The sequence below is a fragment of the Sandarakinorhabdus limnophila DSM 17366 genome (genome assembly GCF_000420765.1).
In the GTDB taxonomy this organism is placed as follows: domain Bacteria; phylum Pseudomonadota; class Alphaproteobacteria; order Sphingomonadales; family Sphingomonadaceae; genus Sandarakinorhabdus; species Sandarakinorhabdus limnophila.
Genome location: NZ_ATVO01000007.1, coordinates 113,701 through 127,735 on the forward strand (window position 1 = coordinate 113,701; position 14,035 = coordinate 127,735).

Genomic DNA, 14,035 nt, shown 5'->3' on the forward strand with positions numbered 1-14,035 from the left:
TTACTTGCCCTTTTTCGCCGACTGGAGCGTGCGGAACCGCGCCGCCCAGCCGGTCTTTTCGCTCTGTTCGGGGCGCACCAGCGCCAGCGCATCGCCGCTCACGTTGCGTGTGACGGTGCTGCCGGCAGCGACAATAGCGCCATCGCCGATCGTCACCGGCGCCACCAGCGCACTGTTCGATCCGATGAAGGCGCCGGCGCCGATCACCGTCTGATATTTGAAGAAGCCATCATAATTGCAGGTGATGGTGCCGGCGCCGATATTGGCCTTGGCCCCCACGGTCACATCGCCGAGATAGGTGAGGTGATTGGCCTTGGCGCCGTCGCCCAGCACGGCCTTTTTGGTTTCGACGAAATTGCCGATCTTGGCGCCCTTGCCAAGAACCGTGCCGGGCCGCAGGCGGGCGAACGGGCCGATTTCACAGCCCTCGCCGATGGCCGCGCCTTCGATATGGCTGTGGGCGCGGATGCGGGCGCCAGTGGCTATCTTCACGCCCGGGCCGAACACCACGAAGGGCTCGATCTCCACATCGGCGGCAATCTCGGTATCGGCGCACAGGAAAACGGTTTCGGGCGCCTGCATGGAAACGCCGGCAGCCATCAGTTCGGCGCGGCGGCGGTTCTGGAAAATCGCTTCCAGCCCGGCCAATTCGGCGCGGCTGTTGGCCCCGGCGACTTCATCGGCGGCGGTCTCGATCACCACGCAGGCGCGGCCATCGCCCAACGCCAGGCCCACCACGTCGGGCAGATAATATTCGCCCGCGGCATTGTTGTTGGTGACGCGGGCGAGCAGCGGGAACAGATCGGCGGCACGCACTGCCATCAGGCCTGAATTGCACAAGGTCTCGGCGCGTTCGGCAAGCGTCGCGTCCTTGTATTCGACCATTTTCCGGATCGCACCAGCTTCCGCGATCACGCGGCCATAGGCACCCGGTTCGGCCGGGCGAAAGCCCAGCACCGCCACCGCCACGTCTTCGGTGAGGGCATCCAGCAAGCGCTGCATGGTCGCCGCCGGCACCAGTGGCGCGTCACCATAGAGCACCAGTATCTTGCCGTCGAAACCAGCCAGTGCGTCGCGCGCCTGCAAAACGGCATGGCCGGTGCCATGCTGCGGCTGCTGCACGACCACATCTGCCTTGCCGACGACTTCGGCTTCAACCTGTTCTTTCAACGCGCCGACCACGACCACCGTGCGGGCCGGATTGAGTATTGCCAGGCTGTCGGTCAGGTGGCGCAGCATCGGCTTGCCGGCGATGGTGTGCAACACCTTGTGGCGAGCCGATTTCATGCGCGTGCCCATGCCGGCGGCAAGAATGATGGCGGCAAAGGGGGCAGTGGACATCACATCAGCAGCCCTGCCATAACGGCTGGGGGTTGAAAAGTGCCGCCACCCGGCGCAACGCCTGTCGCAGTGCTGAAACAATAGAAGTGCATGATTTCCAGTCCGTGACTTTGCCCCGATCCATATTGTTCGACCTCGACGGCACGCTCGTCGATACCGCCCCCGATCTCGCCGGCGCGATGAACCATGTGCTGGCCGCGCATGGCCGCCCGCCCTTGCCGGTGGACAATGTGCGCCACCTTGTGGGCCACGGCGCGCGGGCGCTGGTGACGCGCGGTCTGGCGGCCACCGGCGATCCGGCGCTGCATCTGGTCGAACCGTCGATGCCGCTTTTCCTGCAACATTACGCGGCCAACATCGCCAATGATTCACGTGCCTTCGATGGCGTGGAAACGGCGCTGGATGCGCTGACAGAGGCTGGCTGCCTGCTTTCAATCTGCACCAACAAGCCCACCCATCTCGCGCAGGCGCTGGTCGAAGCGCTCGGCTGGCAGGGGCGGTTTGCTGCCGTGATCGGGGCCACCAGTGTCGAACGGCCCAAGCCCGATGCCGGCCATGTCTTTGCGACGCTGGCAGCGGCGGGCGGCGCGGTGGATGATGCAGCGTTCGTGGGCGATTCCGCCACCGATGTGGGTGCGGCGCGCAATGCCGGCCTGGCAATCGTGCTGGTCAGTTTCGGCTACACCGATCGGCCGGCGCATGAACTGGGCGGCGACGCTGTGATCGATCATTATGATGCGTTGCTGCCAGCGCTGAGGGGCCTTGGCCGGGGATTGGCACGGTGAGCGGCGCGCTGGAACTGGCGCTGGCCGTACTGGCTGCCCTGCTGTTGGGCTTCGTGCTTGGCCGCATGAGCGCACCCGATCCGGAGACTCCGGCGTTGCCCCCTGCGCCGCCATCTCCACCACCACCGCCACCGCCATTGCCAGACCGTATCCACATCGAGAGCCTGAACGATGCGGCGCTGCTGACACGCGGCCCGCTGGTGGAGGCTGCCAATGCCGCTGCCCGCGCCCTGTTCGGCAACCGCATTGTCGGCAGCGATCTGCGGCTGACCGTGCGTCACCCGGCACTGCTCGATGCGGTGGAAGCGGTGATGGCCGGGCAAGTGGCCGAAGATCGCGAATTGACCGGCCTGGGCAGCGGCAATCGCAGTTTCCGCCTGCGCGTGGTGGGTGATGACGACGATGACGGCCCGATCCGCTGCCTTGTGCTGCTGGATGACATCACCCAATCCAAGGTGACCGAGCGCATGCGCGTCGATTTCGTCGCCAATGCCAGCCACGAATTGCGCACGCCGCTGGCCACGCTGGCCGGCTTCATCGAAACGCTGCAGGGCCCGGCGGCCGAGGATGAGCCGGCCCGCCAGCGCTTCCTGACCATCATGGCCACCGAAGCCGATCGCATGCGCCGCCTGATCGACGATCTGATGAGCCTGTCGCGCATCGAGCTCGACAAGTTCGTGCGCCCCACCCAGCCGCTCGACCTGAAGGGCCTGGTGGCCGAAGTGGGCAGCACGCTGGCCATGCGGCTGGAAGGCGATAGTCGCGCCCTTCTCATCGACGAACCCTACGAACTGCCGCGCGTGATCGCCGATCGCGACCAGGTGCTGCAGGTGCTCTACAATCTTATCTCCAACGCGCTGAAATATGGCCGCAGTGGCACCCCGATCCGGGTCAGCCTGGCCAGTGTCGCCACTTCGCCGGGCGGCAGCGTAAAGGTGACGGTCGCCGATGAAGGCGATGGCATCGCGCCCGAACATCTGCCGCGGCTGACCGAGCGCTTCTACCGGGTGGATTCCCAGCGCAGCCGTACCCTGGGTGGTACCGGGCTGGGGCTGGCCATCGTCAAGCATATCGTGGAACGGCATCGCGGCCGGCTGGAGATCGACAGCCGGCTGGGCGAGGGCACACGCGTGTCGTTCACCCTGCCGATTGCCTGAACCATCCACAGGCGGCGTAACAAAAATGTCACTAAATCGTCATATGGCCCACATCCGACGGTCATAAAGGCCGACCAAGCGGGGCAGAAGGACGGGGCGGCGAATCGCCCGGCCATGAGCCCCATGAGGATGAATTTCTTGCCGCCAATCCGCGTGTCTGCTGCCTTCGGCCTCGGCCTGGCTGCCCTGTTGGCGGTCGGGCTTGCGGGCTGTTCGGGCGGCAGCCGTACGCAGATCCGCATCGTTGGCTCCTCCACCGTCTATCCCTTCACCACCGCTGTCGCTGAACAGTTCAAGCGCAAGTGGACGGAATTTCCCGCGCCGATCGTGGAATCGACCGGCACCGGCGGCGGTATCAAGCTGATGTGTGCCGGCCTTGGCGCGCAATTCCCCGATGCCGCCAATGCCTCGCGCCGCATCAAGAAGAGCGAAGTCGAGGATTGCGCCAAGCACGGTGTGAAGGGCCTGATCGAACTGCAGGTCGGCATTGATGGCCTGGTCATCGCCCAGGCGCGCGAAGCCAATTTCCCCTCGCTCACCGAACGCGATGTTTATCTGGCGCTGGCTGCCAATCCGTTCGGCAAGGGCCCCAATCGGGCGCGCACCTGGAAAGATGTAAACCCGGCGCTGCCCGATATCCGCATTGAGGTGATCGGCCCGCCGCCGACCAGCGGCACGCGCGACAGTTTCAACGAGCTGTACATGCTCAAGGGCTGCAACAGCGAACCGGCGATGCAGGCCCTGAAAAAGAGCGACGAGGACGCCCACAAGCAGATATGCGAGAAGGTGCGCGAAGATGGCGCCTATGTCGAAGGCGGCGAGAACGACAATCTGATTGTGCAGAAGATTTCCGCCAATCCGCAGGCGCTGGGCGTGTTCGGCTTTTCCTTCATGGAAGAGAATAGCGACCGGGTGAAGGATGTGCCGCTGTCGGGCGTCACGGCCACCTATGAGAATATCTCCAGCGGCAGTTTCCCGGCCGCGCGCCCGCTCTATCTGTACGTGAAGGTCCAGCATGTGCCAGCCGTGCGAGGCATGCACGAGTTTCTGGCCGAGTATGCGCGGGAATCGACCTGGGGCCGCACCGGCTATCTCGCCCGCAAAGGCTTGGTGGCGGCGCCGGAAGCCATTCGCCGTGCTGGCGAGGCGACCGCCCGTGAACTGACGGCGATGGACGAAGGTGGGCTGCAATGAGGCTGCTGATTGCCTTCGCGCTGGTGCTTGGTCTTGCTGGTCTGGCTTATCTGGCCGGCCGTGCCCGCGGCAACCGCATGGTAACGGTGGCGGGCGGCCGCATGGGAGCGGTGCATTCGCGCCCGGTCTATCACGGCGCCTATGTGGCGGTGCTGGCGCTGGCGCCGGCGCTGCTGGTGCTGGCCGGCTGGGGCATCGTGGGCGAAGGCCTGATCGAAGGCCAGGTGCTGGGCAGTCTTTCTGCCGCTGAACGCCCAGCGCCTGGCAACGACAGCGAAGCGCTGTTGAACGAAGTGCGCGGGCTGGTGAACGGCGATCTGCCGCAAGCCTTCAACCCGCTCGCGCCCCGTCTGGCGCCCGTCTATGCGGCGGCGCGCAGCAACGGCGATCTGCTCGCCAGCGCGCTGGCGGTGGCCTTGCTGGCGATGGGAGGCCTGTGGGGCTGGAGCCGCCTGCGCCCGGATTTCCGCGCCCGCAACAGGGTCGAAACGCAGGTGCGTGCCCTGCTGCTGGTGTCGTCGGTTGTGGCGATCCTCACCACGTTCGGCATCGTGCTGTCGTTGATCTTTGAATCGATCCGCTTCTTCCAGCTGGTGTCGCCAGTGGAATTCCTCACCGGCTTGCAGTGGAGCCCGCAGACAGCGATCCGCGCCGATCAGGTTGGTTCCACGGGCGCGTTCGGGGCGGTGCCGTTGTTCTGGGGCACGATCTTCATCGGCGCCATCATCGCCATGGCGGTGGCCATCCCGCTGGGCCTGATGTCGGCCATCTATCTCACCCAATATGCCGATCCGCGTGTGCGGAAATGGCTGAAGCCGATCCTGGAATTGCTCGCCGGGGTGCCCACAGTTGTTTACGGTTTTTTCGCCGCGCTTACCATCGCGCCGCTGGTGCGCAGCTTTGCCGTGGCGCTGGGGATGACCAATGCCTCCTCCGATTCCGCGCTGGCTGCCGGACTGGTGATGGGGGTGATGATCATCCCGTTCGTGTCCTCGATGGCCGATGATTCGCTCGCCGCCGTACCGCGCGCCATGCGCGATGGCAGCCTCGCCATGGGTGCCACCCCGTCGGAAACCGTGAAGAAGGTGCTGGTGCCTGCCGCGCTGCCGGGCATCATGGGCGGCGTGCTGCTGGCTGTGAGCCGCGCCATCGGTGAGACAATGATCGTGGTGATGGCGGCAGGGCTTGCGGCCAATCTCACAGCCAATCCATTCAGCAGCGTCACCACTGTCACAACCCAGATCGTCGCGCTTCTTACCGGCGATCAGGAGTTTGACAGCGCCAAGACGCTTTCGGCCTTCGCGCTGGGGTTGGTGCTGTTCGTGATGACTCTGGTCCTCAACATCTATGCGCTCGCCGTGGTGAAGCGCTATCGCGAGGCTTACGAGTGATGGCGACCCTTGCCGCTCCCGCTGCGCCCATTGCCGAGCGCCAACCCACCGACTGGACGACGCAGGCCATGCGGTCGCGCATCGCCGCGCGCTATCGCGCCGAGCGCAATTTCCGTCGCCTGGGCGCTGCCGCGCTGGTGATCGCCGCAAGTTTCCTCGCCTTCCTGCTGTTCACCATCGTGCGCGACGGCTGGACCGGGTTCCAGCGCACCGAAACCCGCATCGAGGTGCAGTTTGATGCGGCCACGCTGGGCGTTGATCCGGCGGCTGTGGCTGGCCCGCAAGGCCAGGCGCTGCTGGCCCGCGCTGATTATCAGGCGCTGCTGCTCAAGGCCGCCGAACAATTGGGCCCGGCCGATGACACGCTGTCGGATGCGGCCTGGATGGAATTGCGCGAAGCGCTGATGGACAATCCTGCCCTGCTGGGCAAGCGCGCCAGCCTGTGGGTGCCGGTGCGGTCGTCGATCGATCTGCTGGCCAAGGGCAAATATGATCTGGCCGCGCCGGCCGAAAGCCGCGGCGTGACCGATCGCGAAGTCTCTGATTGGCGCTGGCTTGAAGGCAAGGGCCTGCTGCGCACCGGCTTCAACACCACCTTCCTGTTTGGCGCCGATTCCACGGAGCCGGAACTGGCGGGCATCGGCGGCGCCGCCCTGGGTTCGCTGCTCACGCTGGCGGTCACCATCGCGATTGCTTTCCCGCTGGGGGTGTTTTCGGCGGTATGGCTGGAAGAATTCGCGCCCAAGGGCCGGCTGGCCGACATCATCGAGCTGTCGATCAACAATCTCGCCGCCGTGCCATCGATCATCTTTGGCTTGCTGGGCCTCGCTTTCTTCCTGAATTTTGCCGGTATGCCGCGATCGGCGCCGCTCGTCGGCGGCATCACGCTGGCGCTGATGATCATGCCGGTGATCGTGATCGCGTCGCGGGTAGCGATCAAGGCGGTGCCACCGTCGATCCGCGATGCCGCTCTGGGCATTGGTGCCTCGCCGATCCAGGTGGTGTTCCACCATGTGTTGCCGTTGGCGCTGCCCGGTATCATGACCGGCACCATCATCGGCATCGCCCGCGCGCTGGGCGAAACCGCGCCGCTGCTGCTGATCGGCATGCGCGCCTTTGTCACCGATGTGCCGCAGGGCTTCACGTCGCCAGCCACGGTGCTGCCGATGCAGGTGTTCCTGTGGTCCGATGACGTGCAGCGCGGCTTTGTCGAGAAAACCTCGGCCGCCATCATGGTGCTGATGCTGGTGCTGATCGCCATGAACAGCCTGGCCATCTATCTTCGCAACCGTTTCGAGAGGCGCTGGTGAACCAGAACCCTGCCATTGGGCATAACACCGTCCCCAAGATGACGGCGCGTGATGTCAACGTCTTCTATGGCCAGAAACAAGCCATCAAGAACGTCTCCATCGACGTGTCCGCCGAACATGTGACGGCGTTCATCGGGCCTTCCGGTTGCGGCAAGTCCACCTTCCTGCGCTGCCTCAACCGCATGAACGACACGGTGGACGGCGCCCGTGTGGAAGGCCGCATCGAGCTGGATGGCCAGGATGTTTATGCCAGCGGTATGGACGTGGTGCAGCTGCGGGCCCGCGTCGGCATGGTGTTCCAGAAGCCCAACCCGTTCCCCAAGTCGATCTATGAAAACGTCGCCTATGGCCCGCGCCTGCATGGCCTGGCGCGATCCAAGACCGACATGGACGAGATCGTGGAAAGCGCTCTCAAGCGCGCCGGCCTGTGGGACGAAGCCAAGGATCGCCTGAACGAAAGCGGCACCGCCATGTCGGGCGGGCAACAGCAGCGCCTGTGCATCGCGCGTGCCATCGCGGTTGATCCCGAAGTGATCCTGATGGACGAGCCCTGTTCGGCGCTCGATCCGATCGCCACGGCCCGTATCGAGGAACTGATTGACGAACTGCGCGGCCGCTATGCCATCGTTATCGTCACGCATAATATGCAGCAGGCGGCGCGCGTTTCGCAGAAGACGGCTTTTTTCCATCTTGGCACGCTGGTGGAGTATGATGACACGTCGGCGATCTTCACCAACCCGAAAGCGACCCGCACCAAGGATTACATCACCGGCCGTTACGGCTGATCCGCCCCCGATCAGCCGCCCCTGAAAGGCAAAAGTCATGGCAGAATTCGCCGCCCACACTGTCAAGAGCTTCGACGAGGATATCGCCCAGCTGCGCGCGGTGATCACCCGCATGGGCGGCCTGTGCGAAACCCAGATCGCCGAAAGCGTCGACGCGCTGATGAGCCGCAATTCCGAAGCCGCCCAGACCATAATTGAGAATGACAAGCGCCTGGATGCGCTGGAAGCCGGGGCCGAGGCGCTGGCGGTCCGCATCATCGCGCTGCGCGCGCCTCTGGCTGATGATCTGCGCGAGATCGTGTCGGCGCTGAAGATTGCCGGCGTACTGGAACGGATCGGTGATTACGCCAAGAATATCGCCAAGCGGTCTGCGGTTATTGCCCAGTCGCAACCGGTTGGCCCAGCGGTGATCATCCCGGAAATGGCCCGGTTGGTGGTGGAAATCATCCGCGACACGCTCGATGCCTTCGTCGATCGTGATCCGGTCAAGGCGCTGGCGCTGCTGCAGCGTGATCAGCAGGTGGACGAATATTACAACTCGCTGTTCCGCGCGCTGCTCACCTTCATGATGGAAAATCCGCACTACATCACGCCGTCCACCCATCTGTTGTTCGTCGCCAAGAATCTGGAGCGGATCGGCGATCACGCCACCTCAGTGGCGGAGATGGTCTATTATTCCGTTACCGGCCAGCGCCCGGCCGAGCGGCCGAAGAATGATTTCACGTCAACGGTTTACAGCCCCGAATAACCCTCAGGAGATCGCCCCATGCGCGCCAAGATCCTGCTTGTTGAAGATGACGCCAGCCTTGTTGAGTTGGTGACCTATAATCTTGAAAAGGAAGGCTTTGACGTGGTCCGCACCGGAGATGGTGAGGAAGCGTTGACCCTGGCCGAAGAGGAAAAACCCGATCTGGTCATCCTCGACTGGATGATCGCCAATCTTTCGGGCATCGAGGTCTGCCGCCGCCTTCGCCGCGCGCCGGCCACCGCCAACCTGCCCATCGTCATGCTCACCGCGCGCGGTGACGAGGCGGACCGTATCCGCGGCCTAGAAACCGGCGCCGATGATTACATGACCAAGCCGTTTTCCCCGCGCGAACTTGTCGCCCGCATCCGCGCCGTGCTGCGCCGCCTGCGCCCGGCCCTGCAGGGCGGCGCGCTGGAATTTGCTGGCATCGCCATGGATACCACCGCTCATCGGGTGACCCGCGACGGCCGCACCGTGCAGCTCGGCCCCACGGAATTCCGCCTGCTGCGCCATTTCCTCGAACATCCCGGCCGTGTGTTCAGCCGTGAACAATTGCTCGATGCCGTGTGGGGCCGTGATGTCTATGTGGAACAGCGCACGGTCGACGTGCACATTCGCCGCCTGCGCAAGGCCGTGAACGCCGGCCCGGGCGGCGAGGAACTGGCCGATCTGATCCGTACCGTGCGCTCGGCCGGCTATTCGCTGGACGCAACGCCAGTGTCGGCGCAAGTGGCCGCCTGATCGGCCCGTTCTGGCGCTTTGCCTCTGTACCGCAGTGGCGGAATCGCTTTGCAGCACCGGCCTGCTTGGTTAAACGGCCCTTCTGCGAACATGATCCCAACAATTCAAGGGTACAGCATCTCATGACCATCAGCTTTGAAGGGCGTGTTGCCATTGTTACCGGTGCCGGCGGCGGCCTGGGCCGGGCCTATGCGCTTGATCTGGCGCGGCGTGGCGCCAAGGTGGTCATCAACGATCTCGGCGGCGCTCGCGATGGTTCGGGCGCGTCGCTCTCGGCGGCGCAGGCCGTTGTGGATGAAATCACCGCGTTCGGCGGCGAAGCCATGGCCAATGGCGCCAGCGTCACCGACATGGCGGCTGTGGAAAAGATGGTCGCCAACGTCAAGGAACGTTGGGGCCGCATCGATATCCTGATCAACAATGCCGGCATCCTGCGCGACAAGACATTCGTGAAGATGACGCTGGACGATTTCCGCACCGTGATGGACGTTCACCTGATCGGCAGTGTCAACTGCACGAAGGCTGTGTGGGAATTGATGCGCGAGCAGGGCTATGGCCGCATCTTGATGACGACGTCGTCCACCGGGCTGTACGGCAATTTTGGCCAGGCCAATTATGGCGCGGCCAAACTGGCGCTGGTGGGCCTGATGAAGACGTTGGCGCTGGAAGGCGCCAAGTACAACGTGCATGTGAACACCATTGCGCCGCTGGCAGCGACCCGCATGACCGAGGATCTGATGCCGCCGGCCATGCTGGAAAAGCTGGGCCCGGAAACCGTGGTGCCGGCGTCGGTCTATCTGGTATCGGAAGAAGCGCCGACCAACGTGATCCTCAACGCTGGCGGCGGCGGCATCGAGCGCGCCTACGTGACGCTCACCCGCGGCATCCATCTTGGTGCCGACGAGCTGACCGCCGAAAACGTGGCGGCGCGCTTTGCCGAGATCAGCGACCGCACCGGCGAAGTGGCACCGGACAATGGCGGCGCGCAGGCGGCGATGGCGCTGGGCGGCGCACGCTGACCATCCGGTGATCGAGGAGCGCGATCTGGACGCCGCTGTGGCGGCCGGTGTGATCGATGCGCCCACCCGCGAGCGACTGGTGGTCTTCGCCCGCCAGTTGCGCCGTGGCACGGCTGGCGGCGACGAGGAATCCTTTCGTCTGCTTACCGGCTTCAATGATATCTTCGTGGCCATCGCCATTGGCATGCTGCTGTTGGCCATCGCCGCAATCGCCCTGCCAGTGTCTGAACTGGCGTCGGCCGTCGCCGTCGCCGCGACCAGCTGGGCCCTGGCGGAATATTTCACCCGCCAACGCCGCATGGCGTTGCCCAGCGTGTTGCTGATGCTCAGCTATTCCGCAGCGGCATTCCTTGTGGTCCTAGGGCTGTTTGGTGGTCTCGCGGCGCTGCGTCTTGGCGCCGCCAATGGCAATATCCTGCAAGCCAGCGGCATGTTGACGGCGGCTGGCATGCTGACGGCCGCCGCTGCCGCCGCGCACTGGTGGCGGTTTCGGGTGCCTATCACCGTGGCGGCCGGAGCTGGCGCCTTGAGCCTGACCGTTATCAGCCTGGCTGGCGGCATCATCGGCCCGGCCTTTGCCATTGTTGGCATCAATATCCTCACCCTGCTGGTCCTGCTGTGCGGAGTTGGTGTCTTCACGCTGGCAATGTGGTATGATAGCCGCGACCCCGCGCGCATCACGCGCCGTTCCGATATTGCCTTCTGGCTGCATCTGCTGGCGGCGCCCATGCTGGTGCACCCGCTGTTCACTGGCACCGGGCTGAGCGCGTCGGGCGGCCAACCAGGAACAGCCATACTCGTGGTCGTGGCCTTTGCCATTCTAACGTTGGTTGCGCTGGCCATTGATCGCCGGGCATTGATCGTGTCGGCTCTTGGCTATGCTATCTACGCCATCCAGACGTTGGTAGGGCAGGGCAGTGATTTGTCGATCGGCAGCAACGTCGGTCTCCTGCTGGTAGGCTTGATGCTGGTCTTGCTCTCGGCCGGTTGGCGGCGGGCGCGGGCGCTGCTGGTGCCGCGGCTGCCGGTGGGCCTGCGGGCAAATCTGCCCACTATCGCCCAGGCGAACACTTAGCCTTCCACGGCTTTCAGCAACCGCCGTTCCACCACCGCCAGCACGCCGGCCAGTTCGTGGCCGCGTTTCAGCACCACGCCGCCTTCGCCATACAGCACCCATTCGCCCTGGCGCTGGCGCAGGGATGGGTCTTTCACCAGCCGCACCTCCGGATTCTCGGCAGAGCGGCGGAAGGCGGAGAAGCTCGCCACTTTCGCCCCCAGTTCCAGCGCATAATCGCGCCACAGGCCGGCGGCGACCATGCGGCCATACAGCGACATGATCCGGTCAAGCTCGATACGGGTGAAAGCGACCTGGCGAACGGCTGCGGTCGGGGTCAGCGGGATGACAATGCTCACGCCCAATGTTTGGCGCGGCGCTATGGAGAGGTCAACCGGCCTTGCGCGTGTCTTCGCGGGTCAGTTCGTCCAGCCGGCTTTTCAGCACTTCCATCTCGCAGCGCAGGAGTTCCAGCTTCTGGGTTTCTGGATCGAATTTCTGCGCGCATGGCGTGCCATAGGGCAGGAATGGCTTCACATAGTCCTCGGCCGCCATCACCACCGGCTTAGCGGGGATGCCGATCATGGTCGCGCCTTCCGGCACATCACGCGTCACCACCGCATTGGCGCCAATACGGGCCTTGGCACCCACGGTGATCGGGCCCAGCACCTGCGCGCCGGAGCCGACGATGGCGCCATCCAGGATGGTGGGATGGCGCTTGCCGCCCGTGCCGCCAGCCGGATCGGTGCCGCCCAGCGTCACGCACTGATAGATGGTCACCTCGTCACCGATCTCGGCAGTCTCGCCGATCACCACGAAGCCGTGATCGATGAAGAAATTGCGGCCGATACGGGCACCGGGGTGGATGTCGATGGCAGTGAGGAAGCGGCTGAAATGATTGACCAGTCGCGCGGCGAAGAAAAAGTGCCCGCGGAACAGCATATGGGCGATGCGGTGCAGCCCAAGCGCCCAGACGCCGGGATAGGTAAGGATTTCCCAGCGCGAACGCGGCGCCGGATCGCGTTGTTTCACCGAGTCGAGATAGGCGATCAAACCCATGGCGGTTCTCCGGCTGGCCAGAAAGCGGCTACCGATTTGAGCGTCACTTAATCCAATTCAAACAAAAAGGCCAGTCATCCCACGCGGGATGACTGGCCCTTCATGTTGACCTGACAGGGCCTTACAGCGCCTGAAGCGTTCGGGCGACGGCATGCACCACGGCGGCGATGCGCACCGCGGCCTGGATCTTGTCGGCGCCGATGCCGTGCTGGGCCAGTACCTTGTCATGCGCGTCGATGCACATGCCGCAGCCATTCACGGCCGAAACCGCCAGGCTGTAGAGCTCGAAATCGGCCTTCTCGATGCCCGGCGTGCCGATCACGTTCATGCGCAGCTTGGCGGGCATCGTCTTGTAGTCCGGCCGCGACGCCATGTAGGTGAAGCGATAATAGATGTTGTTCATCGCCATGATGCTGGCGGCGGCCTTGGCGGCGTTCATTGCTTCGGGGCTGAGCTTGGTGGCGGCTTCGGCTTCGGCCGCATCAATGAGCGGCTTGTGCGCACAGGCATGGGCCACCGCCACGATCGTGCCCCACTTCTGCTGATCGCTGAGCAACTGCTCGGTTAGCAGGCTGGAGACGTTGAGGCGCAGATCCTTGGCGTAATCCGGCAGGGTTTTGGCGAGTTCGGAAAAGATCATGGGGGTTCCTTTCCCCTCGGCGGGGGAGGGTTGAACGAAGGGGAAGGGGCCGCGAAAAAGCCGCGGCTGAGGTCGAACAGGTTCAGCGGGCTTGATCCTCGCCGCCCCGCCTTTGACGAGTCGGGGGATAGCGCCGAGGCGCTATCCCCTCGCCGTCACGCGGCTGGCTTCAACGTGTCCTGGCCTTCGGTCCAGTTGCACGGGCACAACTCGTCGGTCTGCAGCGCATCGAGGATACGCAGCGTTTCGGCCGGGTTGCGGCCAACGTTCAGGCCGTTCACGGTGATGTGCTGGATCACGTTTTCCGGATCGATGATGAAGGTGGCGCGCAGCGGCACGCCGGCGCCAGCAACGATGATGCCCAGCGCGTCGGCCAGCAGCTTGCTGTTATCGGCCAGCCACGGGAAATCGCAGGCGGCCAGACGCTCGTCGCTCTTGCGCCAGGCGAAGTGCACGAAATCGGTGTCGGTCGAAGCGCCGATCAGCACGGCGTCACGGTCAGCAAAATCGCCCTTCAGATCGCCATAGCCGATGATTTCGGTCGGGCAAACGAAGGTGAAATCCTTCGGCCAGTAAAACAGGATCTTCCACTTGCCAGGATAAGCCGTGGTGATGTCCAAAGATTCGCCGTTCGGCAGCGCGGCAACGCCCTGCTGCACCGGCAGATCGAAGGAAGGAACTTTATCGCCAACAGTGAGAGCCATGAGGTGAATCCTTGGTTTGGGGGGTGTAAACGGGAACCAGCGAGCGCCAGCACGGTTCCATTGGCCTTGCACGAGATAGAAATCCAATCGATAATATCGCTATTATC

15 protein-coding genes are annotated in these 14,035 nt (G+C 64.1%); 10 read left to right on the plus strand and 5 right to left on the minus strand.

The annotated features are described in order from the left end of the window. A complete protein-coding gene (gene glmU / locus G566_RS0110150) occupies positions 1–1,341 on the minus strand; it encodes a bifunctional UDP-N-acetylglucosamine diphosphorylase/glucosamine-1-phosphate N-acetyltransferase GlmU (protein ID WP_022680564.1) in 1,341 nt (446 codons plus the stop codon). 104 nt (positions 1,342–1,445) lie between these two features. Between glmU and gph the strand changes: the two genes are divergently transcribed. From gph to G566_RS0110200, 10 genes are all read left to right on the plus strand, one after another. Continuing rightward, the gene (gene gph / locus G566_RS0110155; RefSeq protein ID WP_040605595.1) at positions 1,446–2,126 is read left to right on the plus strand and encodes a phosphoglycolate phosphatase; all 681 of its coding nucleotides are present in this window, start codon (positions 1,446–1,448) and stop codon (positions 2,124–2,126) included. After that, positions 2,123–3,283 (plus strand): sensor histidine kinase, encoded by a 1,161-nt coding sequence (locus G566_RS14150; RefSeq protein ID WP_022680566.1) that lies wholly within the window; start codon positions 2,123–2,125, stop codon positions 3,281–3,283. The genes gph and G566_RS14150 overlap by 4 nt, the downstream gene beginning before the upstream one ends. 129 nt (positions 3,284–3,412) lie before the next feature. Further along, entirely contained in the window at positions 3,413–4,477 is a 1,065-nt protein-coding gene (locus G566_RS0110165) for a substrate-binding domain-containing protein (protein ID WP_156874503.1), read from the plus strand. Then, positions 4,474–5,868, plus strand: coding sequence for a phosphate ABC transporter permease subunit PstC (gene pstC / locus G566_RS0110170; protein WP_022680568.1), 1,395 nt, complete (start codon positions 4,474–4,476; stop codon positions 5,866–5,868). The genes G566_RS0110165 and pstC overlap by 4 nt, the downstream gene beginning before the upstream one ends. Continuing rightward, entirely contained in the window at positions 5,868–7,178 is a 1,311-nt protein-coding gene (pstA, locus tag G566_RS0110175) for a phosphate ABC transporter permease PstA (protein WP_051136021.1), read from the plus strand. Before pstC ends, pstA begins: the two co-directional genes overlap by 1 nt. A 38-nt stretch (positions 7,179–7,216) precedes the next feature. Further along, the gene (gene pstB / locus G566_RS0110180; protein ID WP_051136022.1) at positions 7,217–7,963 is read left to right on the plus strand and encodes a phosphate ABC transporter ATP-binding protein PstB; all 747 of its coding nucleotides are present in this window, start codon (positions 7,217–7,219) and stop codon (positions 7,961–7,963) included. 37 nt (positions 7,964–8,000) lie between these two features. Continuing rightward, entirely contained in the window at positions 8,001–8,711 is a 711-nt protein-coding gene (gene phoU, locus G566_RS0110185; RefSeq protein ID WP_022680571.1) for a phosphate signaling complex protein PhoU, read from the plus strand. A gap of 18 nt (positions 8,712–8,729) precedes the next feature. Next, entirely contained in the window at positions 8,730–9,452 is a 723-nt protein-coding gene (gene phoB / locus G566_RS0110190; RefSeq protein WP_022680572.1) for a phosphate regulon transcriptional regulator PhoB, read from the plus strand. A gap of 122 nt (positions 9,453–9,574) precedes the next feature. Further along, positions 9,575–10,471 (plus strand): SDR family oxidoreductase, encoded by an 897-nt coding sequence (locus tag G566_RS0110195; RefSeq protein WP_022680573.1) that lies wholly within the window; start codon positions 9,575–9,577, stop codon positions 10,469–10,471. After that, entirely contained in the window at positions 10,428–11,546 is a 1,119-nt protein-coding gene (locus G566_RS0110200; protein WP_022680574.1) for a hypothetical protein, read from the plus strand. The genes G566_RS0110195 and G566_RS0110200 overlap by 44 nt, the downstream gene beginning before the upstream one ends. Here G566_RS0110200 and G566_RS0110205 read toward each other — a convergent pair. The 4 genes from G566_RS0110205 to G566_RS0110220 all read right to left on the minus strand — a co-directional run bounded on the left by G566_RS0110205 (position 11,543) and on the right by G566_RS0110220 (position 13,928). Further along, entirely contained in the window at positions 11,543–11,884 is a 342-nt protein-coding gene (locus tag G566_RS0110205; RefSeq protein ID WP_022680575.1) for a DUF2794 domain-containing protein, read from the minus strand. The two genes, G566_RS0110200 and G566_RS0110205, sit on opposite strands and share 4 nt — an antisense overlap. Before the next feature lie 31 nt (positions 11,885–11,915). Then, on the minus strand, positions 11,916–12,584 hold the full coding sequence (gene epsC, locus G566_RS0110210; RefSeq protein ID WP_022680576.1) for a serine O-acetyltransferase EpsC: 669 nt from the start codon (positions 12,582–12,584) through the stop codon (positions 11,916–11,918). 121 nt (positions 12,585–12,705) lie between these two features. Next, positions 12,706–13,224 (minus strand): alkylhydroperoxidase, AhpD family, encoded by a 519-nt coding sequence (ahpD, locus tag G566_RS0110215; protein ID WP_022680577.1) that lies wholly within the window; start codon positions 13,222–13,224, stop codon positions 12,706–12,708. A 155-nt stretch (positions 13,225–13,379) separates the two neighbouring features. Next, complete coding sequence (locus G566_RS0110220) at positions 13,380–13,928, minus strand: peroxiredoxin (RefSeq protein WP_022680578.1); 549 nt, start codon at positions 13,926–13,928, stop codon at positions 13,380–13,382. Positions 13,929–14,035 lie beyond the last annotated feature (107 nt).

Bases quoted from the DNA above. Each gene is read 5' to 3' on its own strand.
- G566_RS0110220 (WP_022680578.1), bottom strand. From the start codon at position 13,928: ATGGCTCTCACTGTTGGCGATAAAGTTCCTTCCTTCGATCTGCCGGTG.
- ahpD (WP_022680577.1), bottom strand. From the start codon at position 13,224: ATGATCTTTTCCGAACTCGCCAAAACCCTGCCGGATTACGCCAAGGAT.
- pstB (WP_051136022.1), top strand. From the start codon at position 7,217: ATGACGGCGCGTGATGTCAACGTCTTCTATGGCCAGAAACAAGCCATC.
- pstA (WP_051136021.1), top strand. From the start codon at position 5,868: ATGGCGACCCTTGCCGCTCCCGCTGCGCCCATTGCCGAGCGCCAACCC.
- epsC (WP_022680576.1), bottom strand. From the start codon at position 12,584: ATGGGTTTGATCGCCTATCTCGACTCGGTGAAACAACGCGATCCGGCG.
- pstC (WP_022680568.1), top strand. From the start codon at position 4,474: ATGAGGCTGCTGATTGCCTTCGCGCTGGTGCTTGGTCTTGCTGGTCTG.
- glmU (WP_022680564.1), bottom strand. From the start codon at position 1,341: ATGTCCACTGCCCCCTTTGCCGCCATCATTCTTGCCGCCGGCATGGGC.
- G566_RS0110195 (WP_022680573.1), top strand. From the start codon at position 9,575: ATGACCATCAGCTTTGAAGGGCGTGTTGCCATTGTTACCGGTGCCGGC.
- G566_RS0110200 (WP_022680574.1), top strand. From the start codon at position 10,428: ATGGCGGCGCGCAGGCGGCGATGGCGCTGGGCGGCGCACGCTGACCAT.
- G566_RS0110165 (WP_156874503.1), top strand. From the start codon at position 3,413: ATGAATTTCTTGCCGCCAATCCGCGTGTCTGCTGCCTTCGGCCTCGGC.
- phoU (WP_022680571.1), top strand. From the start codon at position 8,001: ATGGCAGAATTCGCCGCCCACACTGTCAAGAGCTTCGACGAGGATATC.
- phoB (WP_022680572.1), top strand. From the start codon at position 8,730: ATGCGCGCCAAGATCCTGCTTGTTGAAGATGACGCCAGCCTTGTTGAG.